Source organism: Microbispora sp. ZYX-F-249, assembly GCF_039649665.1.
Classification (GTDB): domain Bacteria; phylum Actinomycetota; class Actinomycetes; order Streptosporangiales; family Streptosporangiaceae; genus Microbispora; species Microbispora maris.
Genome location: NZ_JBDJAW010000006.1, coordinates 170,520 through 195,877, shown reverse-complemented (window position 1 = coordinate 195,877; position 25,358 = coordinate 170,520). Strand labels below are relative to the sequence as shown.

Here is a 25,358-nt window from a genome sequence, read left to right as displayed (position 1 = left end):
CGCCGCGCGTCGGCATGCTGACGGCGTGACGGTGCCTCCCAGCCTCTCGGTGGTCGTCCCCCTGCACGGCGGGGAGGAGCACGCCGAGGAGTGCCTCGAATCCCTGCGCGACCAGACCCTGGACGACCTGGAGGTGATCCTGGTCGGGCGCCCGCGGGGCCTGCGTCCGCCCGACCACAGGTTCACGCTCCTCACGCTCGGCGACGGCGGCGACGACCCCGGTGTCACGCGCAACGCGGGCGCGGCCTTCGCCACCGGGCGCTACCTGACCTTCGCCGACCCCGGCTCGGTCGTCCCCGCGGACGCCTACCGCACGCTGGTCGGCGCCCTCGACCACACCGGCTCCGACCTCGCCTGCGGCCGCATCCGCAGCTGGACGCCGAACGCGCAGGACACGGCTCAGAAGGCCAAGGAGTTCCTGCGTACGCACATCACCCGGCATCCGAAGCTGCTGGACGACCCGAGGGCGGGCGGCACGGTGTTCCGCCGGGAGTTCTGGAACCGGCACGACTTCGCCTTCCCCGCGGGACTGGGCGAGGACTTCCCGGTGACGATCCCCGCGCACGTGCTGTCCACCTCGGCCGACGTGCTCGGCAGCGTGGTCTGCCGCACGCGCGGGTCCCGGCCGCCCGCCGATCCCCTGTGCCGCCTGCGGGCGATGCTGGAGGTGTCGGACCTGCTCGGCCGGCACGCGCCCGCGTTGCGCGCGGCGTACGACCTGCGCCTGGCCGAGGGGCCCGACCTCGAGGCGGTGCTGGACGCCGTACGCGACCGCGTCCCGGACGGGCTCGCCGAGACCCTGGGCCGCCTGGACCCCGGTGCGGTCGAGCGGCTGCCGGTTCTCAGGCGGCTCCAGATCCACTTCGCCGTGCACGGGATGACCGGCGAGCTGGCGGAGCTGCGGATGTTCGCGGCATCGGAGATCAGGCACCGGGGCGTGCTCCGGCGGGGGCTGCGGCGCCGCCGCTGGTATCTCGACTACCCCTTCCGGCGCGACCCCCGGCTTCCGCGCTCGCTGTTCGACGCCACCCGAGACCTGCGGCTCGTGGCCCGCGTGGACGACGTCCGCCACACGGACGACAGGCTCGTCCTGGCCGGTCACGCGTACATCGCCTATCTGGACAGCGGGCGCAGCCGGATCGAGCTGTGGCTCCAGCGGGGGGAGGAGCGGATCACCCTGCCGGTACGGCGGACCCGCAGGCCCGACGTGACCGCCGACTCCCGCCAGTCGGCCGCCTGCCACGACGACTCCGGCTTTGAGACCGTGGTCGCCCTCGACGCGCTGCCTCCCGGCCGGTGGGCGCTGCACGCGCGGGTCCGGGCGCGGGGCGTGACCCGGGCCGGGCGGGCGGCCGGGGGCGCGAGCGAGCGCGTCTTCGACGCCGGGGACGTGCGCGTCTGCCTCACCCGAGACCGCGGGCTCACGCTGGGCCCGACCGCCGTGGGCGGCCCCGGTCGCGATCCGGTCAGCGTGAGCGCGATCCGGTGGACGGACTCCGGCGAGCCGGTCCTGGAGGGGACGGGACGGTGCCCGTCCGGCCCAATCGTCCTCGAGTGCGGCACGGAGCGGCACGCGTGGCCCGTCCGCCAGGACGAGGCGGGGTGGACCGCCGCCGTCGGCACGACGGCCGAGGGACTTCCGCTCCGCAGCGGGACCTGGCGCGTGCTCGCCGTGACACCGGAGGGCGGGCAGGAGCGGGTGCGCCTGAGCTCCGCGCTGATCGCCGACCCGCCGCGGCCGCGTGTCACCGGGTTCCACGAGGTCTCCGTCCGCACCTCCCGCGACGGCGACCTGAGCCTCGCGGTGCGGCCCGCGCTCGGCCCGCACGAGCGCGGGCCGTACGCGACGCGCAGACGCAGGGCCGCCGCACGGTCCTGGCCAAGGGGACGCGCCGCTCTGCGGAACGCCGCGCTGTTCGACAGTTACGGCGGCGGGCAGTACTCGTGCAACCCCCGGGCGGTCTCGGAGGAACTGGCCCGCCGCCACCCGGACGTGGAGATCGTCTGGGTCACCCGCGACGGGCAGTTCGCGGTCCCGCCGGGCGTGCGCCTGGTCCTGTTCGGCTCGCGCGAGCACGAGGAGGCGCTGCACACCAGCCGCTTCGTCGTCGCCAACCGGCGCACCCAGCCGGGGTGGTACCGCAAGCCGCGGGGACAGACGTTCGTGCAGACCTGGCACGGCACGCCGCTCAAGCGCCTGGGGCTCGACCTGGAGGGCATGCCGTACGCGCAGCGGGTGCCGCGCGGGGAGCTGGCGCGGCAGGTGGCGGCCTGGGACCTGCTGCTGTCGCCGAGCCCGTTCGCCACCGCGGCGCTGCGGGGGGCGTTCGGCTACGAGGGGGAGATCCTGGAGTCGGGCTACCCGCGCAACGACGTGCTCTTCGACCCCGCGCGGGCCCGCGCGGCGCGGCGGCGGCTGGGCCTGACCGGCGACCGGCGGGTCGTCCTGTACGCGCCGACGTGGCGGGACGACGAGGCCACCGGGCGGTTGGCGCTGGACCCGGTCCGGGCGGCCGGGGCGCTGGGCGACGACGACGTGCTGCTCGTGCGGGCGCACTACCTGGTGGCGCGGGACATGACGATCCCGGCCGGAGACCGCATCCACGATGTCTCGAATTTTCCGGATATGGCGGATCTCCTGGCCGCCGCGGACGTGCTCGTCACCGACTACTCGTCGGCCATGTTCGACTTCGCGTGCACCGGGAGGCCCATGGTGTTCCTCGCCCACGACCTGGAGCGCTACCGGGACGAGGTGCGCGGCTTCTACTTCGACTTCGAGGCCGAGGCTCCCGGGCCCGTCCTGCGGACCGGCGACGACGTGCTCGACGTGCTGCGCGGCGGCGACCTCGGACGGTTCGCGGAGCGCTACGAGCGCTTCGCCCGCAGGTACTGCCCCTGGGACGACGGGCACGCCTCGGCGCGCGTGGTCGCGCGCATGCGGTCATGACCCGCGCCTCCCGGCGCACCGCGCCGCAAGCGCCGCAGCCACCCCGGCGGCCCGCGTCGGGCCCGGCCGAGGCGCCCGGACGGCCCGGGTGGCGGGACCGGCCGCTTGTCGTGACCGTCGTGCCCGCTCTCGTCGCGCTGGCCGCCGGGCTGTGGGACCTCGGCGGGCCGCCGCCATGGCGGGACGAGGCGGCCACCGTCAGCGCGGCCGGCCGGACCCTTCCCCAGCTGGCACACCTGCTGCAGTCGGTCGACGCCGTGCACGGCCTGTACTACGCGTTGGCGCACGTCGTCGCGGACCTGTCCGGCACCGCCGAGGTGGCGCTGCGGATGCCGTCGGTCGTCGCGGGGGCGCTCGCCGCGGCCGGGACCGGCGCGCTCGGTCGCGCGCTCGGCTCCCCCCGGGCGGGCCTGTACGGCGGCGTGCTGCTGGCCCTCATGCCCATCTTCTCCAGGTACGTCCAGGAGGCCCGGCCGTACCCGATGGCGGCCGCGGCGGCCGTCGGGGTGACCCTGCTGTTCCTGCGCCTGCGACGGTCGCCGACGTCGGGGGTCCTTGCGGCGTACGCCGCGGCGCTGACCGTGCTGGCCTATCTCAACCTGTTCGCGTTCCTGGTCGCGGGGGCACACGGCGTCACCCTGATCCTGTCCAGGGGACCGCTGCTCCGGTGGGCGTGCGCGGCGACGCCGGCACTGGCGGCCGTGGCGCCGCTGGCCTGGCTCGGCTCCCGGCAGAGCGCGCAGGTGGGCTGGATTCCCCGGCCGGAGGCGGCCGACGTGGGCAGGCTGGCCGTCCAGTTGTCCGGCGACCTCGGTGGGGCGACGGGCCCGGGGGTGGCCCCGCTGACCTGGGCGCTCGCGATCTTCGGCCTCGCGAGTGCCGCGGTCGCGGGCGTGCGCCGGGCTCGCGCCGGGCGCGGCGTGGAGGAGCCCGCGACACGTCACGCGGAAAGGTCCTGCGCGGCGGACTCGGCTCCCTTGGCCGGCGGACACGGGGCGCTCGTGCGGCTGACGCTGCCGTGGCTGCTGGTGCCCGCGCTGGTGCTGCTCACGGTCTCCTGGACGCTCCATCCGGTGTACGTGTTCCGGTACGTCTTCTGTTGCGTCCCGGCCGCGGCGCTGCTCGCCGGGGCGGGCCTGGCCGCGCTGCCCCCCGGGCTCGCCGCCGCCGTGCTGGCCGCCTGGCTCGGCCTGTCGGTGCCCGGGCAGCTCGCCACGCGCGGGCCGGACGGCAGGCAGGACGATCCCCGGCCGGTCATGGCGCTGCTCGCGGCCGAGGCGAGACCCGGGGACGGGGTGCTGTTCGTCCCCGCCAAGGTCAGGAAATACGCCGTGGTCTACCCCTCGGTCTTTGGCAGGCTCGACGACGTGGCGCTGGCCCGGTCACCCGAGCGGGACGGCAGCTTCCCTGGCCGCGAGGTGGGCCCCCGGGCGCTCGCCGCCCGGCTCGACGGGCTGCGCACGCTCTGGGTGGTCGGCCATACCGGCAAGAACGCGATGCCGGCCCGTCGGCGCGCCCTGGTCGACCGTTCGTTCGCCCCGGCCGGCCGCTGGACCTTCCGCGGCCTGTTCGTCGCCCATTACCTGCCACGGAGCCGGCCGGCACCGTGATCAGTCCGCCACCGCGCCCATCTTCCGGGCGGCGCGGGCGGCGATCCCGTCCGCGGTCTGCGGGCTGGGCGCCTTGAAGGCGAGCTGACCGAGGATCATCATCACGTCGCCGGTCCTGGCCAGCACCAGCACCTCGCCGTACGCCCACGACCCGTCGCTGACGGTGATCCACACTGCCCTGCTCTGCCCGCCCACCTTCGGCATCGCGATGGGCTGGATCGTCATCGTGATCTCGGCCGGCTTCTTGCCGGAGTACGCGATGCGGAACGACGAACACCCGGACAGGGTCTTCAGGGCTCCGTCCAGGTCCTTCTTCGCGGCGTGCGCGCTGGGGTAGCGTCGCAGGGTCTCCGTGATCCACGGGCCGAACTGCCCCTTGGTGAACGCCGTGGACGCGTACTCGACGCCCTTCCGCCGGGGTTTGCTGAAGTCCAGCTCGTCGAGCAGCGCGGCGCACCGCGGGCTGCTCGCCTTGTCGTACGGCTTGTGGGTGGGCCGGAAGGCGACATATCCCTTCGGCAGGTCCGCGGTGGTGAGCAGTCCGTAGGAGAGCGCGGGGCGGGCGGACGCGCGGGCCGCGCCGGGAAGGAACGCGGCGACGAGGGTGAGCGCGGCCACCGGACAACCGAGGGCTCGGGTGAGGCGCATATGGAGATCACCAGCTTTCGACGGGGAAGGGCGGGGTGGGCCGGGGCACCGGACCGGTCGGATACCGCCTGATCTGGTCGCACCGCCGGACGAAGGCGGTCCACGCCACGGCGGCCAGGTCGGTGGAGCGGCGGTCCGCGCTGTCCAGGAACAGGCCCCCGACCTGCCGCAGCAGCGCGTCGTCGGAACCGCGCAGCAGCGCGCCCATCCGTGCCCGTGCGGGATGGTCCGCGGGATCGCCGTAGGCCGCGGTTCCCGTGGTGAACAGGCCCAGGCAGATCACGCCCGCCTGCGCGGAGTCGGGCAGCGCGGCCGCGGGAGGCGGCGCGGCCTCGCGGGCCGCCGGCTCGGGGAGCGACGCCATCCCGGCCAGGGCCGTGACGAGCAGCACGGCCGGCACCATGACGACGGCCGGCCGCGATCTGCGGCCTCGCAGCGGCCGCAGGGCGAGCGCGCACAGCAGTACGAGGACGGCCAGGACGACCGCCACCTGCGGTGTGACGACGAGCCAGGCGAGGCGCCCCGCCGGCACTTCCTCCCCGGCCGCCAGCCGGACGGCGACGAACCAGGTGCCGGACACGACCGCGATCACGGCCACGGCGACGGGCGCGGCGTACCGCCACGCGGACGGGCCGCGCGCCGGCAGCCAGGCCCGGGCCGCGAGGGCCAGCCAGCAGGTGATCGCGGTGCTCAGCAGGAGGACGGCGGCGAGGAGCCATGCCGTGGTGCCGAGCGGGATCCGGCCGGGCGTCAGGTTCGCCGCGGCTTCGGGCGCGGTCGTGAGCCAGAGGATCCACTCGGCGCTCGCCCGCGGGGACAGGACGGCGCCGGCCGCGAACCCGGCCCCGAGCGCGAGCCCGGTGGCGGCGACGCGGGGCCGTACTGCCGGTTTCGCGGGCTCGGCCAGGACCGCCCGCCAGACCCCCAGCCCGACGACCTGGACGACCGGCACCGCGACCAGCAGCCCGGCGATCCAGTAGGCGGTGATCGGCGGTATGGGCAGCGCCGTCTGCAGGGGCACTCCCAGTTCGGTGACCACGATGCCGGCGGCGACGCCGGCGGTCAGGGCCTCGCCGGGTGACGCGCGCATGTGCGGTGCGGGATCGAGCAGGACCCGCAGACGGGACGCGAGGGAAGGGTGGATCGGCACCGGCCACGGCCGCTCCTGCCGCCCGGTGGACAGCCAGGCGCGCACCTCGTCGGGGTGGGATCGGGCGGCGCGCAGGTCGGCGTCGTGTTCGCGGGCCCGGACGACCGCCGCGAAGGTGCCGGCGACCAGCAGCGTGACGACCGCGGTCCGCCAGGCGACCGCCCGTGCGGGCGTGCCGTCCATCGTGAGAGCGGCCGACAGGCACAACGGCACGGCCGCCACCAGGACGAAGCAGACGGTGGCGAACACGGCGAGGTAGGACCGGTCGGCGTCCCGGTTGCGCAGGTGACCGAGCTCGTGCGCGAGCATCGCGACGGCGGCGGGCTTGGCCTGCTTGCCGGACAGGGAGAACCCGGCGGCCGCGGAGAGCATGACCCGGTGCCGGGGGTGGCGGCCGTACACGAACATGCGGTCGCGCAGGAGGTCGCGCGCGCTCTGCATGAGCACGGGCCGCCGGGTCAGTCCCGCCGCCCGCACGGCCGCCTCGACGACCTCGGGCCAGTCGGCGAACGGCGCCGCCCGGTGCCGCCGGGTGATGACCAGGGGCGCCAGGGCATGGGCCAGGGTCATCAGGGCCGCCACCAGCAGGGGGCCGGACCACGGCGCCAGAGACCGCACCACCATGACCCTGGTCGAGCAGCCGAGGAAGGCCGGGACGTCGGCGAGCCGGCCGCAGGCGAGGGTCCGGTCGCGCCAGACGTCCCCCGCCAGCACCAGGAACCAGTGACCGGCGAAGAACGACCCGGCCGCGACGGTGAGGAAGAGCAGGCGCAGCCGAGCGGTGCTCGGCGGGGGCAGGGCGAACGGGTCGGCCGCGCCCACGGGTCACCCCTCCAGGGGAGGGGTAGTGCTCTCACGGAGCAGTTCGCCCGTCACCGCGTCGGCGAGAAGCTGGGCCTTGTCCTCCGGCAGCCCCAACGCGAGTGCCTTGGAGCGGACGGACCGGGCGATGCGGGCCTGTTCGGCGTCGTCGAAGGGCGGCAGCGGTTCGGCGAGCACCTCCCGCATCGCCTGGCGTCGCCGCCGGCGCCAGGCGAACAACGTCCGGATGCCGTCCCGGCTGCGTTCGGTGATCTCTTCTTTCAGTGCGTCCAGCACGGCGGCGCCGACGAACGCGACGACGAGCGGGGCCCAGGCGGAGATCTCCGTCAGGACGCCCGAGCCGAGCAGATGCTCCCTGTCGCGCTCCCGGCCGTCGGGGTGCCGGGTGTACGCGTCCCAGAGCCGGGGAAGCTGCGGCAGTTCGTCCTGGTCGAGCCGGGCGACGACCGCCTCGACGAGCTGATAGGTGGTGCGCTGTCGCGACGCTGGCACTGACACTGGCACTCCCGGGCAGAGCACGGGTGACGGATGAGCCGCAGTCAATCAGAACCGATGCGCGAAACGGCGCCGGGCGAAATCACAATTCGTGCACAGTGATTTCGGCTGAAGGTGTTATTTGATTTCCGGTGCGATTCAAATTGTTTTCAGTGCCGCTCGAACGGCGCCGGGGTGGGGAAGTATGCCTCCAGGAAGCGCCCCAGCAGGGCGTCCTGCTCGACGGTGGTGGGCGCGGTGTCGTTGAGGCAGAACACGTCGTGCCTGCGCCGGGCGAGCATGCGGCGGAGCTTGGCGGGCGTCTTCGGCAGCGACAAGTCGACGTAGGTGTAGTCGACGGTGCCGGGGACCGCCCGCCCGCTCAGGTAGCCGTAGTAGTGCGCGAGCGAGGAGACCACGGAGATGTCCCGCGACGTGCGGAACCTGCTGCGGGCGGTCGCCGCGAACTCCGCCGCGAACCGCTGCTCCAGCTCGTACATCAGCGACCGGCGCAGCGCGTACGGCACGTGCTTGAGTTTCTGCGTGATCGTGCGGCCGGTCAGGTCCTCCAGGATGCGCCGGTTGTTCATGCCGGCGGCGTGCACCGGCGACTCCTCGGTCTCCGGCGCCCCGAAGGGCACGTGGACCGTGCTGGGGAAGAACCGGGTGATCCCGTTGCCCTCGAAGAAGGTCCGGGGAGGCAGCGGCCGTCCCAGGAAGAAGTCGTCGTTGAAGTACAGGAAATGCTCGCTGAGCCCGTCGATGTGGTGCAGCTGCGTCTCGATGGCGTGGGAGTTGAACACCGGCAGCACCGACGGGTCGGTGAAGATCTCCTTGTGGTCGACCACCGCGACCATGGGGTGGGTGGTGTCGAGCCACGGCGGCGTCTGACCGTCGGTGACGATCCACACCCGGTTGATCCAGGGCGCGTACATCAGCAGCGAGCGCAGTGAATAGCGCAGCTCGTCCCTGCTGGTGAACCGCGCCTCCGTGGTCGCCATCTCGCTCAGCGGGCCGCCGGAGCGCAGCGCCTCGCCGCGTTCGGCCTGGTCGCGGCGCGCCCGCCAGGCCGGGTCGGCGCCGTCCACCCAGGTGTAGACGGCGTCGATCGGGAAGTCGATGTCGTCCAGCAGCCGCCGTACGAACTCGGGCCGGGTGCGGTAGGAGCGGGCCCGGCGGGCGGCGCACGCCAGAGGGGTGAACAGCTCCTCGCCGCCGTCCACCGAAGGGCCGTCGGCGGGCACGCGGTCGCAGGCGGGGTTCGGCCTGGGCGCGACCAGCTCGTCACCCTCCCGGGCCCAGAACTCCAGGTCGCAGCCGTTCTCCGGGCCGAGTGTCAGCGTGCGCGAGGGGCTGGCGAAGTACATGGCCACCCGCACGACCCTGGCGTCGCCGAGCAGCGCCGCCGCCCGCCGCAGCGGGCGCATCCGGCCCGCGTCCGCCTGGCGCGCCCGCGACCCCTGCCTGCCGTACGGCTGCCGCGCCGCGAACAGCGGGTGGTCGCCGGCCGCGAGCGCGGCGAGCGCGCGCGTGCGCGAGTCCTCGGGCACGGCGACGACGGGCGGCCGGTTCGGCAGCGGGCGGACGCAGAAGTACGGCACGCCCGCCCGGGTCAGCAGGGCGCACACCACGTCCAGCGTCTCGCGCTGGGCCTGCAGCGGACCCGCGTGCGGCCGGATGAGCGCGGCCCGTGGTGCGGGCTCCCATGACGGCAGCCGCCCCTGCAGCCGCCGGTACAACGTGACAACGGGCATGGTCTCCCCCTCGACCACGGACTGTAACCGATCGGCGACCGGATTGGCGGATGGTTTACGTAGATGAGGGAGACGGTCAAGAACCGGCAATGAGATGCCCTGCCTGTTACCGAAGAGCAGGCCAACGGCTACCGGTTGTAGTCATTGTTGCCTGCATGGGGGGCTTCACGCTGGACGACATACTCGCGACGCGCAAGCCGAGGGACTCGTGGTGGACCGTCTTCATGGTCGATCCACTCGCCTGCCGGCTCGCGCTGCTCGTGGCTAACCACACATCGATCACACCGAACGGGCTGACCAGACTGTCCATGCTGATCGGCTTCGCCTCGGCGGCCGCCTTCGCGGAGGGCATGCTCGTCGCCGGTGCGGCGCTGTTCTATCTCAGTTTCACGGTCGACTGCATGGACGGGAAGATCGCCAGGCTCAAGGGCACGGGGACGCCCTTCGGTCTGTGGCTCGACTACGTCGGCGACCGGCTGCGGGTGGTCTGCTGCGCCTTCGGGCTGGGGTTCGGGGAGTACGCCCGGACGGGCGACGCCGATGTGGTGCTCGCCGCCGTCGGCGTCGTCGTGCTCGACCTGTTCCGCTACATCAACGGCCCGCAGCTGAAGCGGGTCAAGGACGCCACCCGCGCGCTGGTGGAGGCGCGGATGGAGGGGCAGTGCGTCCTCGCCGAGAGCGTCCTGCGGGCCAGGCCGCGGACCGAGCTGGGGCAGGCCGCCGCGGAGTTCGGCCAGGTCGCCGACGACACCGGCGCCACCGTGGTCGACCTGCAGAAGGCGTTCCACGCCCGCTTTCCCTGGTACGACAGGTTCCGCGTCTTCCTGGTGCGGCGGCGGGTGCGCACCCACGTCATGAGCGGCATCGAGTTCCACGCCGCGGTCTTCGTCGTGGCCCCGCTCCTCGGGCCCGCGGCCCTGGTGCCGGTCTCGGCCGTGGCCGGCGCGCTCCTGCTGGCGTTCGAGATGAGCCTGGTCTACCGCGTCTGGCTGGCCTCGCGCCAGGTGCCCCGCACCGCCGCCGAGAGAGAGAAGATCCTCGTCTGACCGGCCGTTCCCGGCCCGATCCACCAGCTCGTACGGCATGACGCCGTAGGACCCGCGTCACGAGCCGCGCCCGGGGGAGGGCGGCGGCCTGGCGTCCGGAAATTTCACCACGGGGGATAGAACTCATGCATACGGACAGACCTGTCTTCGTCGTCGGCTGCCCGCGCTCCGGCACCACCATGCTGCAGCTCATGCTGCACTCGCATCCGCGCATCGCGGTTCCGCCCGAGACGCGGTTCCTCGTCCCGGCCTACTTCTCCCGCCGGGCGTACGGCGACATGCGGCTGGCCGACAACAGGCGCAAGCTGGCGACCTGGATCGCCGAGGGCCGCACCACGAAGTTCCACGAGCTCGGGCTGAGCCGCCCCGATTTCGTCCAGGCGGCCATGCTCGGCCCCGGCAGCTTCGGCTCGGTCATCGGCATGGTCTTCAAGAGCTACGCCGAGCGCTTCGGCAAGCCGCGCTGGGGCGACAAGCGGCCCAGCTACTACCGGCACGTCGAGATGCTGATGCGGATGTTCCCCGACGCGCAGTTCGTCCACCTCGTCAGGGACGGCCGCGACTGCGTGGCCTCGCTCAAGCAGATGCCCTGGTACAAGGCGGACGCCGTGCACGCCATGGCCAACTGGGCCGAGGCGATCGACTTCGGCCGGCGGCACGCCCGCAAGCTGCCCGCCGACAGCTTCTACGAGCTGCGGTACGAGGACCTCACCGCCGATCCGGAGACCGAGCTGAAGAAGCTGTGCGTGTTCATCGGCGAGGACTACGACCCGGGGATGTGCGAGCCCCGCCACATGGCCGAGCTCGCCGTGCCCAAGCACAAGGTGTGGCACAGCAACACCCACGAGGAGGTGACCACCGCCCACTCGGGCAAGTGGGCCTCCCGGCTGGAGCCCTGGGAGATCTCGCTGTGCGAGGAGGTGCTCGGCGAGCGGCTCACGGCGTACGGCTACGAGCTGAGCGGCGCGCGCAAGGCCGACCGCGAGCACGTCGCGGCGTTCAAGGCGGCGGCGGCCAAGCGCCGCGCGGCGCGGCTGCGCAAGTACAACCGCGACCGGCTCACCCGGCTGCGCGAGCCCGGCCCGATCGCGGCGCTGCTCACCGAGGGCCAGCGGCGCCTCGCCGGCCTCCCTCAGCAGCGCTCCGCCGAGCTGATCCCCCGCTGACCGCCCCGCCGCCTACGCGGGTGGAGGGGCGACCGAGGAGCGCTCGATGAGACGGGAGCGCAGCGTGTGGATCCGCCTGCCGGGCTCGGCCCCCCGGACGATGTCGAGGAGCACCTCGGCGGCCTTGGCGCCGAGCTCGTGCACCGGCTGCTCGATCATCGTCAGCGGCGGGTCCATGACCGCCGCCCAGGCGCTGTCGTCGAAGCCGATGAGGGCGACGTCGCGCGGGTAGGACAGCCCGGCGGCCCGCAGCGCGCGCAGGGCTCCCGTCACCGCCTCGGTCTCGGTGCAGAACAGCGCGGTGATGCGGTCCGGCAGGGCGAGCATGCGGGCGACCTCCTCGGTCACCCGCTCCTCGACCTTCCGCCCGACCATCACCAGCTCGGGATCGAAGGGGATCCGCGCGTCGTCGAGCGCGTCGAGGTAGCCGCGCAGGCGCTCGCCGTCGGTCCACAGGTTGCGGGACGCCGCCGCCAGCAGCTCGCGCCGGGTCGCCGGCGGCTCCGGCACGGGCGGCCCCCACACGAAGCCGATCCGCCGGTGCCCGGCCGCGATGAGCCGCTCGACCGCCTCGCGGGCGGCGTCGCGGTTGTCGATGACCACCGCGTCGAGGTCGAGCGAGGGGACCGCCCGGTCGACGAGGACGACCGGGACGCCCCGCTTCAGCGCCTCCTTGACGTGACCGACGTCCCGGCCGCTCAGCGCGGCCGAGGCGACGACGACGCCGTCGACGCGCTTGTCGATCAGCACGTTCATCGCCGCGATCTCCTCGTCGAGCTCCTCGTAGGTGCTCAGGACGATCGTGTCGAAGCCGCGGGCGCGGGAGGCGTCGCAGATTCCGCGCACCACCCCCGCGAAGAAGGGGTTGCCGATGTCGGCGACGATCACGCCGATGGTGTGGCTGACCCCGGTCGACATGCTGCGGGCCAGCGCGTTGGCGCGGTAGCCGAGCTTCTCGGCCGCCTCCAGCACGCGCTTGCGCAGCTCCGGGCTGACGTGCCCGTACCCGCCCAGCGTGCGGGCGGCGGTCGCCCGCCCGACGCCCGCCTCGGCCGCCACCTCGGAGATCGTGGCCCGCCCGGCGGTCTGGCCCCGGTCAGCTGGCATGGGTGGCGTCCCTCACTTCTCGAGATCGCGGGATGGCGACATGCTAGCGACCACCGGCCGCCCGTGACCGAAAGCGCCTTCCACCAGGCACTGGTCGTGGGCCGACCGCGCGCCGTCGCGCAGGGCGGTCTCGATCATGTCGCCGTCCGGCGCGGCGCCCGCGCGCCAGCCCGCGCGCAGCAGGGACACCGCGAACCCCGCGAGGAAGGCGTCGCCGCAGCCCATCGTGTCCACCATCAGCCGGGAGTCCTCCACGCGCACCGCCGCCGTGGTGAGGGTGACGCGGCCGTCGTGGGCGATCGCCCCTTCCTCGCCCCGGGTGGCCAGCGCGAGCGCCGCACCCCGCCGTACGACGTCGGCCAGGAGGGCCCGCGTGGCGTCCTCGCCGAGGTGCGAGCACGACAGCAGGACGAGATCGGCGTGCGGGCAGACCCGGTCGAGGTAGGCCGGCGTGCGGTACTCGTCCTCGCTGGACAGGTCGTAGCTCACCAGCGTGTCCAGCCGGGCCAGCTTCGGCAGCTCGCTCTCGCTGCCCGAGTACACGCTGGAGTGCACCAGGTCGAACGAGGCGGCGTATCGGAGGAGGCCGTCGTCGAGGACGATCGGCTCCCTGGTGGTGACGCCGCCGCCGTTCCAGCCGAGAAAGACCCGGTCGCCGTCGTCGACGCGCAGGGTGGAGACGCCGCTCTCACCGGCCCGTACGGCGCAGCGGTCGACGGCGACCCCCTGCGCGGCGATCGACGCGCGGATGAAGCCGCCGAGGTCGTCGTCGCCGAACACGCCGAGGTAGGCGGCGTCGGCGCCGAGGCGCCGGGCGTAGACGGCCACGTTGACGCTGTTGCCGCCGGGGTACTCGATGCCGCGGTCGAGGAACCGGTCGACGATGTTGTCGCCGAAGCCGAGGACTCTCATGGACTCTCCTTCAAGGCGGGCCCCCGCGTGGGGAACGCGGGGGCCCTGGGGGCGCGCGGCCGGTGCGGCGCCGTGAGCGGGGGATCAGCGACGGACGACCGTCAGTAGTCCATGACGCGGTAGTAGCGGCGCAGTTCGAGGGAGTGGTCGCGCACCCGCTCCAGGTGCTTGCTCAGCCGGCCGGTCGCCACGTCCATGACCAGCGGCCCGAGCAGGCCGCGGAACTCGGGGCTGATCCCCTCGAGCGGGTAGTCCTTGGTGTCGAGGACCGTGACGTCCTTGGAGATGCGCTTGGCGAAGGCCGCCGCGCGGTCGGTCAGCGGGCGCCCCTCGTCCTCACCCTGGAAGACGATGACGCTGGTGTCCTCCTCCAGCAGTTCGAGCGAGCCGTGGAAGAACTCGGCGCTGTGCACCCGCGTGGTGTGCAGCCACTGCATCTCCTCGAGGATGCACATGGAGTACAGGTAGGTGTACGACCACAGGTTGCCGCCGCCGATGAGGAAGTAGTAGCCGGTGTCCTTGTGCTCGTCGGCGAACTTCTCGGCGACGGGCTCGGTCTGCCTGGCGACCTCCAGCAGGATCCGCGGCAGGCCGTCGAGCTCGCCGGCGAGCTTCTCGTAGCCGTCGAACTCGCCCCGCCGGGACAGCAGCCGGGTCGTGAGGAGCAGCATCTGCGGGTCGAACGGCCACGCCTTGGGCTCGGTGATCAGCGCGGTGTCCACGTTCTGGGCCACGGGCGACTCGGGGTAGCCGGTGATGCCGATCGTGTGGGCGCCCTTGGCCTTGCAGTACTCGATGGCCCGCACGGTGTCGTCGGTGGTGCCGGAGGCGGAGGTGAAGACCGCGACCGACCGCTCGCCCAGCGCCGCCTCGCCCGCGGCGATCAGCTCGGCCGCGATCACCGCGCGCACGTCGAAGGTGGAGCGCTGCCGGGCCAGCCGCTCGTACGGCCACATCTGGGCGTAGGTGCCGCCGGCGCCGACCAGGTAGAGGTTGTCGAATCCCTCGTCCACGAGCCGATCGACCAGTTCCTCGATCTGCGGCCGCAGCGCCACCGCGCTCGCCATCTGGGAGAGGAATTCCGGCTCGTTGAATCCGAGCATCATCGCGTCCTTTCGGGGATTGCCTGCGGACCGGGGCGCCCTGCTGCCTGATACCGGTATCACGCGGTGGTCACGCTGGCACACCTGACGGGCGGGCGTCAACAGGGAGACGTATTTCGGTCACCGATACCCCTGTGACATGCTGTTTCGTCGTGACGGGCGGTCCTGGGGAGCCGCCGGAGGAAAAATTCTTGTGAACAGGTCTGGTACCGGTATCACATGCTCTGTACAGTCACCCGTCATCAAGTGGGTCGTGCCGGCGGCGCGTCCCCGCGGATCCGAGGTGCTCCCGCACCGGCGGTCCCTCCTCCCCCCTGAGAGAGAAAGGAAGCCCATGCGCCCTCGCGCACTGACGACGTTCGCGGCCCTCGCCGGAACGTCGGTGCTCGCCCTGGCCGGATGCACCGGCGGCGGCCAGGCGGACAAGGCTCCCGCGGCAGACGCCGCCGCCAGCCCCGACTACTCGGGCACGTTGAGCATCCTCACGAAGTTCGCCGGTGAGCCCCTCGAGCCGTACTTCGAGGACCTGGCCGCGGAGTACGAGAAGCTCCATCCCGGGGTGAAGGTCGAGCTCATCCAGGAGACCGACCAGAGCATCAAGGACAAGACCAAGACGCTGACGGCGTCGAACGCCCTGCCGGACGTCTACTTCACGTGGACCGGCACCTGGGCGGAGAACTTCGTCCGCGGCGGCCGCGCGGCGGACCTGACCAAGGTGATCGGGCCCGGCACGGAGTGGGGCAAGACCTTCAGCGAGGGGGCGCTGTCGGCCTTCGCCTACGACGGGAAGTACTACGGGATCCCGCTGTACGGCAACGGCAAGTTCATGGGCTACAACAAGGCCGCGTTCGCCAAGGCCGGGGTCGAGGTGCCCAAGACGTTCGAGGAGCTGATCGACAGCTGCACGGCGCTGCGCAAGGCCGGGTACGAGCCGATCTCCTTCGGCAACAAGGACGGCTGGCCGGCCCTCCACTACATGCAGCAGCTCTTCGCGTACGACGTGCCGACGGCCACCTTCGAGGCCGACCTCAAGCCTGCGACGGCCAAGCTCGACGACCCCGGCTACGTGAAGGCCCTCACGCGCTTCAAGACCCTCGTCGACACCTGCACCGACACCAAAACCGGCACCAACGGCGTGCTGTACTCCTCGGCGCAGGAGGCGTTCGCCGACGGCAAGTCCGCGATGTACTACCAGGAGATCCTGGAGTTCGACAACGAGACCGCCGAGGGCAAGCTCCCCGTCGGCGACTTCGGCATCTTCCAGCTTCCGGCGCCGCAGGGCGCGGCCGGCGACGCGACCATCGTCGAGGGGTCTCCCGAGGGATATCTCATCAACGCCGCGTCGCCGCGCATCCCGCTCGCCGTCGACTTCATGAAGTTCGTCACGAGCACGAAGAACGCCCAGACGCTCTCGGCGCCGCCGTACGGCCAGCCCAGCACGGTCATCGGCGCGGTCACGCCCGAGACCTCCAGCAAGGCGGTCTACGAGGGCATCGAGCTGGTCAACAAGGCGCCGAAGCTGGCCGCGTGGCTCGACACGGTCACCGTCCCCGAGGTCGCCGACGCGTGGCTGTCCGGCGGCGAGGCGCTGATCACCGGGAGCAAGACACCCGAGCAGGTGCTCGAGAGCGTGCGCCAGGCCTCGGCCGCGGCGAAGTAGCCGGGAGGGCAGGCCGGTGCGCGCCATGAGCAGACGGGCCGCCGGGCTCGCGTGGGTGGTCCCCGCCCTCGCGCTGGTCGGGGTGTTCGTGTACTTCCCGCTGGTGGAGAACTTCGGGTTCAGCACGCTCAAGTGGGACATCTTCAGCGGGAGTCAGGAGTACGTCGGGCTCGGCAACTACGCCAAGCTCGTCGACGATCCGGTCTTCTGGACCTCGCTGCGCAACAACGTGCTGTTCGCGGTGGTGTCGATCGTCTTCCAGGTGTTCGGCTCGCTCGTGCTGGCCGCGCTCATCGAGGGCGTGCGCAGCGAGCGGTGGCAGCGCGCCCTGCGGGCGATCTACTTCATTCCCTGCGCGATCTCGCTGACCGTCGCCGGCCTGCTCTTCTACTTCATCTACGAGCCCAACCTCGGGCTGCTCAACCACCTGCTGGAGGCGGTCGGCCTCGACGGGCTCCGGCACGCGTGGCTGGGCGAGGAGGGCACGGCCATGCCGGCGGTCATGGCGATGAGCCAGTGGCAGGGCTTCGGCTACTCGACCCTGCTGTTCGCCGTCGCCATCCAGCGCATCCCCCGCGAGATCTACCAGGCCGCGGCGCTGGACGGCACCGGCCCGATCCGCCGCTTCTTCCACGTGACCGTCCCCCTGGTCCGCGAGATGACCGGCGTGCTGATCATGCTCACGATCTCGGGGGCGTTCCAGGTGTTCAACGAGGTCATGGTGATGACCAGCGGCGGGCCGAACAACTCCACCCAGGTGCTGGGCACCTGGCTGTACCGCAGCGGCTTCGTCCGCAACGACTTCGGCTACGCGGCCGCGATCGCGACGGTCATCTTCGTGGTCACGCTCGCCATCGCCGTCGCGCAACTGTGGGTCGCGCGCAGGAGAAGGGTGGAGTGGTGACGCGTCTCGGCTTCCTCGGGGTGATCGCCCGGCTGCTCCTGTGGGCGTTCCTGCTCTGTCTCGCGGTGGTGGTGATCTATCCGCTGCTGTGGATGCTGCTCAACGGTTTCAAGACCAACGCGGAGATCTTCGGGAACCCCTTCGCGCTGCCCTCCCACTGGGGCTTCGACAGCTACCAGAAGGCATGGAACCGCGGGGTGAGCAACTACCTCACCACCAGCGTCCTGGTCACGGTCACGTCGACCGTCGCGACCGTGTTCGTCAGCGCGTGGGCGGCGTACGGCCTCGCCCGGGTGGACATCCCGTTCGGCAAGGTGGTCACCGGGGTGATCCTCGGCGGGCTGATGCTCGCCCCGAGCGTGGCGCTGGTGCCGCTGGTGAAGATGTTCCAGTCCATGGGCCTGTACAACAGCTTCTGGGCGCTGCTGATCCTGTACACGGCGTTCCGGGTGCCCTTCACCACGTTCCTCATCCGGGCGTACATGCTGGACCTGCCGCGCGAGGTGGACGAGGCGGCGGAGATGGACGGCTGCGGGCGCTGGACGGCGTTCTGGCGGATCACCCTCCCGATGTGCAAGCCGATCATCGTCTCGACGGTCCTGCTGCACATCCTGTTCGCCTGGAACGAGTACCTGTTCGCCATGGTGTTCACCAGCGGCGCGGGCGTGCAGACTCTTCCCGTCGGCCTGATGAGCCTGATGAGCAAACACGGCACCGAGTTCCCCGTCGTGTTCGCCGGCATGACGATCGCCGCCGTCCCGGTGGTGCTGCTGTTCTTCTTCGGCCAGCGGTACATCGTCAGGGGCCTCGCCGACGGAGTCGGCAAGTGAGCATGGCCGACGGAGTCGGCAAGTGAGCATGGCCGACGGAGTCGGCAAGTGAGCACGGCGGACGGGGTCGGAAAATGACAGCAGAGCCTTCGCGTACGACGGGAGCGCCGATGTCCTTCCCCCGGATCACCGGATCGAACTTCTCCTACCAGCACCTGCCGTTCGACCGGTTCCTGGACGACGCGGCCGGCCTCGGCCGCGAGGAGGTGGAGCTGTGGGGCATCGCCCCCCACTTCCACGTGCCGCAGGTGAGCGACGCCGAGGCCCGTGCCGTACGCCGCCGGGCCGCCTCCCGCGGCCTGCGGGTGCGCTGCCTCACCCCGGAGCAGGTGATGTATCCGGTCAACATCGCCTCGCCCGACACCCGGCTGCGCGCCTCCAGCATCGCGATGTTCCGCCGGGCGGCCGAGCTGTGCGCGGAGCTCGGCGCCGAGCTCCTGCTGCTGACGCCCGGCCGGGGGTATGAGGACGAGCCGCCGGAGGCGGGGTGGCGCCGCTCCGCCGACGCGCTCGGCGAGATCGCCGCGCACGCCGCGGCCCTCGGGGTGACGTGCGTGCTCGAACCCCTGCAGCGGGTCGAGTCGAACCTCCTCAACGATTCGCGGGCGCTCGCGCGGATGCTGGACGAGGTCGCCGCGCCGAACCTCGCCGCCGTGCTCGACACGGTCGGCATGGCGGTCGCGGGCGAGAGCGTGGACGACTACTTCGACGTGCTCGGCGACCGCGTCCGCCACGTGCACCTGATCGACGGCCGCCCGGCCGGGCACCTGGCGTGGGGCGAAGGGGAACTGCCCCTGGCCGACTACCTCGCCGCCTTCTCCCGGCGCGGATACGACGGGTTCATGACCTTCGAGCTGTTCGGCGACGGCACCTACGCCTTCGCCCCCCGGCCCGTCGTGGAACGCTGCCTGTCCGCCGTACGGGCCGCCTCGGGCCCGGCCGACGGCTGAGCACGGCGCGCGAGCACGGCGGGCCGGCCCCGGCGCGGGGTCAGGTCACCCTGCGCCGGGGGAGCGGCAGGCGCGACCGCGTGAACGCGGCACCGCCGAGCGCGGCCAGCAGGGGAAGCGCCACGAGGAGCAGGCCGACGAGCGGCCACGGAATCGCGATCACGGAGGCGTCGGCCATCGGCGTGGTCGTCAGCATGCCGTCGGGACGCAGGAACATCGCCGGGTGGGAGACGGACTGCCGGGCCACGGCGATGCCCGGAGCGAAACCGGCGACCACGCCCGTGACCGAGCCCAGCAGCGCGATCACCAGGGCCTGCCCGGCGACGACCGCGCGTTTCACGCGGGGGGCCGCCCCCACGGCCGACATGGTTTCCAGGTCGGGCCGGGCCTCGACGGCGGCCAGCGCGGTCGCGACGAACGTCATCCCCAGCACGAGCACGGCCGCGGCGATGCCCAGCACGAGCAGGAGCATCGTGTCGTCGGGAGCCTCCGGCACTTCGAGCCGCGCGGCCGCCTTACCGGTGATGCGCTCCACCTTCTCGACGATCCGGTCCGCCGTCGCCTTGGGGACGCGGAAGTCCGCGGGATCCACCACGAGCATGGCGGTCGCGGTGGCGTACCCGTTCTTCGCGGCCACCTCGGGCGCGACGACCGCGCGGGCCCAGCCCTGCCCGGTGGCCCGCACGCCGACGGCGGGCAGCGTGAGCGCCGGGGATTCGCCGGACTGGTGTCCCACGCTGATGCGCAGCTGTCCCTGCCGGACGACGGCCGGGTTGAGCACGACGGCCTTCCCCTCGCGGAGCGCCGCCACCGCCCCGGGGTCGTCGCGCCGCAGCACGTAGCGGAGCAGGTCCTCGTTCCCCACCAGCAGGTCGCCGGCTCTGGTCGGACTCGACCACTCCACCCTGTTCACGTCCGGATCGTCGTCCGGCACTGAGGCGTACACCGGGGTGCCTGACCTCGTCGCGAGCACCCGTGCCTCCACCAGCGGCACACCGGTGGGCAGTTCCTCGCGCACGGCGGAGCGGACCCGATTCCACAGCCCGGGAGTGAGGTCCGGTCCGGCGATCCACAGCGCTCCGGTGGGAGCCTGGGGGTAGCCCTGCGCGTACGCCGGCCTCTGCGCGAGCCGGCTCTGCCATGTCACGCCCACCGCCGTCAGCGCCACGACCGCGGTCATCACCGCCGCGACGGCGGGTGCCGTACGGCCCCTGTTGCGTACGGCGTCCCTGGCGGCGAAGCGGAGCGGCAGGGGAAGCCGGGCGGCGCGCCGGGCCACCGCCGCGAGGAACACCGGCACCAGGGCGACCAGGCCGAGCTGGGTGACCAGGGCCGATGTCGCGGTCCAGGCGATGTCGTGACCCGCGCTCGCGATGGTCGCCGTCGTACCCGCGACGACGAGCACGATTCCGAGCAGCGGACGGCCCGTCCGCTCACGGCCCCGCTCGAGCCGGCCCGACAGCACGGCGATGGGGTTCGCACGGCTCGCCGCGACGGCCGGGGCGAGCGCGGCCAGCAGCCCCGCGACGACGCCCAGCACCGCGATCATCGCGACCTCGGCCCAGGGGACGTGGCGTGGACCCAGCAGGACTCCGGCCAGCCACTCCAGCAGCGGCGTCGCGAGCCGGGCCGCGACGACGCCCAGCGCCGCGCCGAGCGCGGAGGCGACGACGCCGAACAGCAGGCCGTCGGCGAGCGCGATCGTCCGCAGGTGTGCGGGGGAGCCGCCCTGAACGGCGACCAGCGCGAACTCGCGCGACCTGCGCAGCCGCCCGACGGCGAAGGCCGGCCCGGCCAGCAGGACGACCTCCAGCAGCATGATCGCGACCCACGGCACCGCCCGCACGAGGTCGGACACACGCGAGTGCGGCTCGTCCGCCGGGAGCCCGTCGATGACGGCCCGGCTGACGACCACGAGGCCCTGCGCGTTCAGCCGCCGCACGTCCGCCCACGTCACCGGCCGTGGAGAGTCCACGAGCCAGGCGCGTGACATCAGCTCGGAGTCGACCGGCCCGAAGGCGTCGGCCGGCAGGCTGCCGGGGAACGTCGCGAGCGTGGGCTCGACTGCCGCCAAGGTGAACAGGGCCACACCGACGACCCGCACCGGACGGCGTTCCTCGCCTACGAGGAGCGTCACTCCCGGAGTCACGGCCGGAGCGTCGTCCCTGTTCAGCCGCTCGGCGGACACCACCGCCTCGCCGGGAGCGGTGGGCAGCCTGCCCTCGGTCAGCCGGAAGGTGCCCCGGGACATCGGATCGCGGAGATCGACCTGGCGGATCTCTCCCGTTTCGTATCCCTGCGGGGTCAGGTAGCGGAACCTCCCCCGCGCCACCGGGATGACCCGGCTGCCGGGCGCGAGCAGCGCCGTGACCTCGTCCTGCGTGAACGGCACGTCGTCGGGCTGTGCGGAGATGCCGTTGCCCCAGGCGTCCTGGGTGAGGCCCGCCCACCCGTGGGCGCCGGTCACCACCGCGTCGGCCTGTCCGATCGGGTAGTGCTGGCGGTCGGTTCCCGCCGAAGCGAAGAGGGCGGTCAGCGCGAAGACGGCGAGGGCGACCGGAAGCCCGATCATCGCGAGGATCAGCGCGCTGCGCCACTTCGACCGCAGGGCGTTGCGGCGGGAGATCCGCAGCGCCGCGCGCAGGCCCCTCATCGAGCGCTCACCGCGCCCAAGCCGCCCGCGTCTGTGCCGTCCGTGCCGTCCACGTCGTCCGTGCCGGACGAATCGATGATCCGCCCGTCCTTGAGGAAGACGACGCGGTCGGCCCAGGCCGCGTAGCGGGGCTCGTGCGTGACAAGCAGCACGGCGGCCCCCGCGTCGGCGCGCTGCCGGAGCACCTGGACGATCTCGTCGCCGGTCCGGGTGTCGAGGGCGCCGGTCGGCTCGTCCGCGAGGAGCAGGCGGCGCTCGCCGACGAGCGCCCGGGCGATGGCGGCCCGCTGCCGCTGCCCGCCCGACAGGTCGTCGGGGAACCGGTCGCCCAGGTCCGCGAGGCCGATCTCCTCCAGCACCTCCAGGGCTTCCCGCCTCGCCGTACCGGCACGGACGCCGTCCAGCTCGCGCGGCAGCGCGACGTTCTCGGCGACCGTCAGCGACGGGATGAGGTTGAGGTCCTGGAAGACGTAGCCGGCGCTCCGGCGGCGCAGCTCAGCCAGCCGCTTGGGTGACAGCGTGCGCAGTTCGCGGCCTTCGAGGAGCACGGACCCTTCCATCAGGCGGTCGAGCCCGCCCGCGAGGTTGAGCAGGGTGGACTTGCCTGACCCGGACGGACCCATGACCGCGACCAGCTCGCCGGAGTGGACGTCCAGGCTGACGCCCCGCAGCGCGTGGACGGCCCCGGCCCCCTCGCCGTGGACACGTACGACACCGGTCAGGCGGACGACCGGGTGGCCGTCCGGTTCGGGTAACCGGTCCGGAGAGCGGTTCTCGGTCACGGATTCTCCTCGGAGGGACGGGCGAGGACGGCTTCGCAGTGGTCGAGCCAGCGCTGCTCGGCCTCGGCATGGAAGATCATCGAGTCGACGACCAGGCGTTGTGCGGCCTCGGCGGAGGTGTCGAGGCTCCGCTTGGCGCGGGTGAGCTCCTGCAGGGCCCGCATCGTCGCGGACCGCTGGGCCCGGATGACCGCCGCCACGTCCACGCCGGGCGCGGTGACGGCCATCGCGAGCTTGATGACGAGCTCGTCGCGGGGCCGGTCGGCCCGGGCGACGGGTCTGGCGAACCACCGGCCGAGCTCGTCGCGGCCTTCGGGGGTGATGGCGTACCGGACCCGGCCCTGCTCGTCCCGGTCGCCCTGGTCGTCGCGGGCCACCAAACCGTCGCGTTCGAGGCGGGACAGCGTCGTGTAGACCTGCCCGATGTTCAGCGGCCAGGTCGTCGCCGTGGACGCCTCGAATTCGGCCCTGAGCTGGTAGCCGTAGCGCGGGCCCCGGGTCAGCAGGGCGAGCAGGCCGTGTCGTACTGACATGAATACTCAGTATGCATACTCAGTATGCTTCTGTCAGCCGGATCGCCGGGAAACGACGAACGGCCGGCACCGCGCGGACGCGGCACCGGCCGGAAGCGAGATCAGCGAATCAGCGGATCAGCGGCGGATGACCTTGGCGAGGATGGCGACGAAGGCCGCGAAGCCCAGCCCTCCGACGAGGATAGGCGCCATGACCACCGCGTCGGGGTCGGGCCCGGTCAGATAGCGGATGCCCATTCCGATGAACAGCAGGCCGCACAGCAGGGACATCCAGTCCGTACGGTGCACCCGGCGCGGGCGCTCGGGCCGGGGCTCACGCGGCACGGCGCACCTCCACGTCGCCGAGTCCGGCCTTGACGTGCAGCTCGATCGTGGGCGCGTCGCCCTCGACGGGCGTCTCCGGCTCCAGGATGCGGTCGAACCGCACGTCGGTGCCGTCCTCGACCTTGTGGTCGATCTTCACCTCGCCCAGCTTGGCCATGCCGTGCACCTCGACGCGGGCGGACGTCGGGACGATCACCGTCAGCTGTCCCAGCGACACCGAGGCGTCGAACCTGACCCGGCCGCCCGGCTTGAGCGTGACGTCGCTGAGGTCGAGCTTGCCCTCGCCGATCCCCAGCTCGTACGTGCCGGGCGACTGGACGGCGCCGACGGGGTGCCAGACGAAGCTGCCGATCTTGCGGGGGATGCCGTTCATGGTCGAGCTCCCCACCAGTACGAGGGCCACGATCGTCCCGGCGGCGACAAGCCCCGCGCCCCGGCCGAACCACGTCGCCACCAGCAGGCCCGCCCCGATCGTGACGAGGACCGCCCCGCCGACGACCGGTAGGCCGACCGTGCCTGAGCCGGTCCGCTCCATGGTGACCAAGATCCCTCCAACGATCAGGGCGAGGCAGATGGTGAGGCCGCCGATGAACGACCGGGGACGCCTGGGCTTCGGCGGCCGCGGCGGCGGCGTCGACGGCATGTAGGGGCCCGGCGCGTAGGGCGAGCCGTAGGGCTGGTGCGGCTCCCGCATCGTGTAGGGGCCGTGCGGGGCGAAGGGCTCTCCCGATCCGTACCCGTGGCCCCCGGCACCGTGGCCCCCGGCACCGTGTCCCCGGGCACCGTGCCGGACGTTCCGGGCGCCGCCGGGGCCGTACGTGCCCTCCCGAGCCTCGCGGGCCAGGTCGGACAGCCGCCGGTAGCCGCCCCCGGCCGCAGGTGCGGAGGCGGAGGGTCCCGATGCTCCGGGCGCCCATCCGGCCGGCGCCCCGTCGCGGTCCTGGGCTGCCTGGCCGGGAACGTCCGCACCGGGAACGTCCGCACCGGGAACCTCCGCACCGGGGGCGATCGGGCCGGGCGCGGGCTCCGCGGCCAGGCGGGCGACGGATTGGAAGGGCCGGGTCGGCGGGTCGCCGTCGGCACGCCCCGCCGCGTCCTCGGGGACGGCATCCTGGACGAGCGTGTCGTCCACGGCCGCCTTCAGCACGGTCGTGTCCTGCGTCGCTGGGTCCTGCACAGTGCTGTCCTGCACAGTGCTGTCCGGCACAGCGGGGTCCTGCACAGCGGGGTCCTGCACAGCGGGGTCCACCGGGTCCCGGACGATCGGGTCGTGGATCGCCGTGTCGTCCGCGGCCGCGGCGGGGGCGGCCTGGCCGGGCTCCGCGGCGTCCGGCGCGGGCGTCTGCCCGGCGGCGCCGGGCCGTGCCGGCGCGGGCGTCTCCGGCATCGGCGCTCCCGCCCCGGGCACGCCGGCCCCGTACGGCTCCCGCGCGGGCGGCGGAGTGAAGGGCGCGAACGGCGCGACGTGCGGGGCGGCGCGGGTCATGCCGCGCCGTCCGGTGGCCCGGTCGGGCATCGACTTGGCCATGGTCAGCAGGTCGACGCCGCGCGCGTGGGCGGCCATCAGCACGATGGCCAGCAGCGTGCCGACCACGATCGTGCCGCGGTTGATCCCCCCGGATGCGACGTTGATGATCAGGCCGAACGCGAAGACCGCGGCGAGCAGCGCGAGCACGGTCTCGGCGTCGAACAGCCGCCGGGTCCACTGCTCCAGGTGGCCGGGGCCGCCGTCCGGCTGGCGCATCAGCAGGAACGCCGCGATGTACAGCAGGACGCCGGTGCCGGAGGCGAGGACCAGCACCGCGAAACCGACCCGGAAGAGCACGGGGTCCATGCCCGTGAACCTGCCGAGGCCCGCGCAGACGCCCGTGATCATGCGACCGTCCCGGGAGCGGCTCAGCACCTTCTCGGGCTCGGGCGGGCCGGCGGGGTCGGAAGCGGGGGTCGATGGTGCCTCGGTCATGGTCCCATCCTGGCGTCGCC

The 25,358-nt window shown here is 72.8% G+C and carries 20 protein-coding genes; 8 read left to right on the top strand and 12 right to left on the bottom strand.

Features of this window, described 5'->3' with window-relative positions:
* The first annotated feature begins 25 nt into the window (after nt 1-25).
* On the top strand, nt 26-2,947 hold the full coding sequence (locus AAH991_RS10475) for a bifunctional glycosyltransferase/CDP-glycerol:glycerophosphate glycerophosphotransferase (RefSeq protein WP_346225572.1): 2,922 nt from the start codon (nt 26-28) through the stop codon (nt 2,945-2,947).
* Entirely contained in the window at nt 2,944-4,557 is a 1,614-nt protein-coding gene (locus AAH991_RS10470; RefSeq protein ID WP_346225571.1) for a glycosyltransferase family 39 protein, read from the top strand. The genes AAH991_RS10475 and AAH991_RS10470 overlap by 4 nt, the downstream gene beginning before the upstream one ends.
* Here the strand turns inward: AAH991_RS10470 and AAH991_RS10465 are convergent, their stop codons facing one another.
* From AAH991_RS10465 to AAH991_RS10450, 4 genes are all read right to left on the bottom strand, one after another.
* Complete coding sequence (locus AAH991_RS10465) at nt 4,558-5,205, bottom strand: hypothetical protein (protein ID WP_346225570.1); 648 nt, start codon at nt 5,203-5,205, stop codon at nt 4,558-4,560. It lies immediately after the preceding gene.
* Nucleotides 5,206-5,212: 7 nt separating this feature from the next.
* Entirely contained in the window at nt 5,213-7,177 is a 1,965-nt protein-coding gene (locus tag AAH991_RS10460) for a M48 family metalloprotease (RefSeq protein WP_346225569.1), read from the bottom strand.
* Between the two features lie 3 nt (nt 7,178-7,180).
* The gene (locus AAH991_RS10455; RefSeq protein WP_346225568.1) at nt 7,181-7,675 is read right to left on the bottom strand and encodes a hypothetical protein; all 495 of its coding nucleotides are present in this window, start codon (nt 7,673-7,675) and stop codon (nt 7,181-7,183) included.
* A gap of 146 nt (nt 7,676-7,821) precedes the next feature.
* Nucleotides 7,822-9,405, bottom strand: coding sequence for a stealth family protein (locus tag AAH991_RS10450; RefSeq protein ID WP_346225567.1), 1,584 nt, complete (start codon nt 9,403-9,405; stop codon nt 7,822-7,824).
* A gap of 155 nt (nt 9,406-9,560) precedes the next feature.
* Between AAH991_RS10450 and AAH991_RS10445 the strand changes: the two genes are divergently transcribed.
* Complete coding sequence (locus tag AAH991_RS10445; protein ID WP_346225566.1) at nt 9,561-10,451, top strand: CDP-alcohol phosphatidyltransferase family protein; 891 nt, start codon at nt 9,561-9,563, stop codon at nt 10,449-10,451.
* A 125-nt stretch (nt 10,452-10,576) separates the two neighbouring features.
* Nucleotides 10,577-11,617, top strand: coding sequence for a sulfotransferase family protein (locus AAH991_RS10440; protein ID WP_346225565.1), 1,041 nt, complete (start codon nt 10,577-10,579; stop codon nt 11,615-11,617).
* 12 nt (nt 11,618-11,629) lie between these two features.
* On the opposite strand, the gene AAH991_RS10435 is transcribed toward AAH991_RS10440, so the two are convergent.
* The 3 genes from AAH991_RS10435 to AAH991_RS10425 all read right to left on the bottom strand — a co-directional run bounded on the left by AAH991_RS10435 (nt 11,630) and on the right by AAH991_RS10425 (nt 14,742).
* Nucleotides 11,630-12,724 (bottom strand): LacI family DNA-binding transcriptional regulator, encoded by a 1,095-nt coding sequence (locus AAH991_RS10435; protein WP_346225564.1) that lies wholly within the window; start codon nt 12,722-12,724, stop codon nt 11,630-11,632.
* A 12-nt stretch (nt 12,725-12,736) separates the two neighbouring features.
* Nucleotides 12,737-13,636 (bottom strand): PfkB family carbohydrate kinase, encoded by a 900-nt coding sequence (locus AAH991_RS10430; protein ID WP_346225563.1) that lies wholly within the window; start codon nt 13,634-13,636, stop codon nt 12,737-12,739.
* Nucleotides 13,637-13,737: 101 nt separating this feature from the next.
* Entirely contained in the window at nt 13,738-14,742 is a 1,005-nt protein-coding gene (locus AAH991_RS10425; RefSeq protein ID WP_346225562.1) for an SIS domain-containing protein, read from the bottom strand.
* 331 nt (nt 14,743-15,073) lie between these two features.
* On the opposite strand from AAH991_RS10425, the gene AAH991_RS10420 reads away from it, so the two are divergent.
* The 4 genes from AAH991_RS10420 (at nt 15,074) to AAH991_RS10405 (ending at nt 19,083) form a co-directional block, all read left to right on the top strand.
* On the top strand, nt 15,074-16,399 hold the full coding sequence (locus AAH991_RS10420; RefSeq protein WP_346225561.1) for an ABC transporter substrate-binding protein: 1,326 nt from the start codon (nt 15,074-15,076) through the stop codon (nt 16,397-16,399).
* A gap of 25 nt (nt 16,400-16,424) precedes the next feature.
* Complete coding sequence (locus AAH991_RS10415) at nt 16,425-17,303, top strand: carbohydrate ABC transporter permease (protein ID WP_346225560.1); 879 nt, start codon at nt 16,425-16,427, stop codon at nt 17,301-17,303.
* Complete coding sequence (locus AAH991_RS10410) at nt 17,297-18,133, top strand: carbohydrate ABC transporter permease (RefSeq protein WP_346225559.1); 837 nt, start codon at nt 17,297-17,299, stop codon at nt 18,131-18,133. Before AAH991_RS10415 ends, AAH991_RS10410 begins: the two co-directional genes overlap by 7 nt.
* Before the next feature lie 110 nt (nt 18,134-18,243).
* Nucleotides 18,244-19,083 (top strand): sugar phosphate isomerase/epimerase family protein, encoded by an 840-nt coding sequence (locus tag AAH991_RS10405; RefSeq protein WP_346225558.1) that lies wholly within the window; start codon nt 18,244-18,246, stop codon nt 19,081-19,083.
* A 40-nt stretch (nt 19,084-19,123) separates the two neighbouring features.
* Here the strand turns inward: AAH991_RS10405 and AAH991_RS10400 are convergent, their stop codons facing one another.
* The 5 genes from AAH991_RS10400 to AAH991_RS10380 form a co-directional block, all read right to left on the bottom strand.
* The gene (locus tag AAH991_RS10400) at nt 19,124-21,736 is read right to left on the bottom strand and encodes an FtsX-like permease family protein (RefSeq protein ID WP_346225557.1); all 2,613 of its coding nucleotides are present in this window, start codon (nt 21,734-21,736) and stop codon (nt 19,124-19,126) included.
* Entirely contained in the window at nt 21,733-22,518 is a 786-nt protein-coding gene (locus AAH991_RS10395) for an ABC transporter ATP-binding protein (RefSeq protein WP_346225556.1), read from the bottom strand. The genes AAH991_RS10400 and AAH991_RS10395 overlap by 4 nt, the downstream gene beginning before the upstream one ends.
* Nucleotides 22,515-23,051, bottom strand: coding sequence for a PadR family transcriptional regulator (locus AAH991_RS10390; RefSeq protein WP_346225555.1), 537 nt, complete (start codon nt 23,049-23,051; stop codon nt 22,515-22,517). The genes AAH991_RS10395 and AAH991_RS10390 overlap by 4 nt, the downstream gene beginning before the upstream one ends.
* A 117-nt stretch (nt 23,052-23,168) precedes the next feature.
* Entirely contained in the window at nt 23,169-23,375 is a 207-nt protein-coding gene (locus tag AAH991_RS10385) for a hypothetical protein (RefSeq protein WP_346225554.1), read from the bottom strand.
* Nucleotides 23,365-25,338 carry a PspC domain-containing protein gene (locus AAH991_RS10380; protein WP_346225553.1) on the bottom strand — a complete coding sequence of 658 codons (1,974 nt, stop codon included), beginning with the start codon at nt 25,336-25,338 and terminating at the stop codon, nt 23,365-23,367. Before AAH991_RS10380 ends, AAH991_RS10385 begins: the two co-directional genes overlap by 11 nt.
* Nucleotides 25,339-25,358 lie beyond the last annotated feature (20 nt).

What these genes read in the sequence shown, in the direction of transcription:
- AAH991_RS10390 (WP_346225555.1), bottom strand. Translation starts at nt 23,051, where the DNA reads ATGTCAGTACGACACGGCCTGCTCGCCCTGCTGACCCGGGGCCCGCGC.
- AAH991_RS10380 (WP_346225553.1), bottom strand. Translation starts at nt 25,338, where the DNA reads ATGACCGAGGCACCATCGACCCCCGCTTCCGACCCCGCCGGCCCGCCC.
- AAH991_RS10450 (WP_346225567.1), bottom strand. Translation starts at nt 9,405, where the DNA reads ATGCCCGTTGTCACGTTGTACCGGCGGCTGCAGGGGCGGCTGCCGTCA.
- AAH991_RS10400 (WP_346225557.1), bottom strand. Translation starts at nt 21,736, where the DNA reads ATGAGGGGCCTGCGCGCGGCGCTGCGGATCTCCCGCCGCAACGCCCTG.
- AAH991_RS10425 (WP_346225562.1), bottom strand. Translation starts at nt 14,742, where the DNA reads ATGATGCTCGGATTCAACGAGCCGGAATTCCTCTCCCAGATGGCGAGC.
- AAH991_RS10415 (WP_346225560.1), top strand. Translation starts at nt 16,425, where the DNA reads ATGAGCAGACGGGCCGCCGGGCTCGCGTGGGTGGTCCCCGCCCTCGCG.
- AAH991_RS10435 (WP_346225564.1), bottom strand. Translation starts at nt 12,724, where the DNA reads ATGCCAGCTGACCGGGGCCAGACCGCCGGGCGGGCCACGATCTCCGAG.
- AAH991_RS10420 (WP_346225561.1), top strand. Translation starts at nt 15,074, where the DNA reads ATGCGCCCTCGCGCACTGACGACGTTCGCGGCCCTCGCCGGAACGTCG.
- AAH991_RS10440 (WP_346225565.1), top strand. Translation starts at nt 10,577, where the DNA reads ATGCATACGGACAGACCTGTCTTCGTCGTCGGCTGCCCGCGCTCCGGC.
- AAH991_RS10465 (WP_346225570.1), bottom strand. Translation starts at nt 5,205, where the DNA reads ATGCGCCTCACCCGAGCCCTCGGTTGTCCGGTGGCCGCGCTCACCCTC.
- AAH991_RS10445 (WP_346225566.1), top strand. Translation starts at nt 9,561, where the DNA reads ATGGGGGGCTTCACGCTGGACGACATACTCGCGACGCGCAAGCCGAGG.
- AAH991_RS10405 (WP_346225558.1), top strand. Translation starts at nt 18,244, where the DNA reads ATGTCCTTCCCCCGGATCACCGGATCGAACTTCTCCTACCAGCACCTG.
- AAH991_RS10430 (WP_346225563.1), bottom strand. Translation starts at nt 13,636, where the DNA reads ATGAGAGTCCTCGGCTTCGGCGACAACATCGTCGACCGGTTCCTCGAC.
- AAH991_RS10470 (WP_346225571.1), top strand. Translation starts at nt 2,944, where the DNA reads ATGACCCGCGCCTCCCGGCGCACCGCGCCGCAAGCGCCGCAGCCACCC.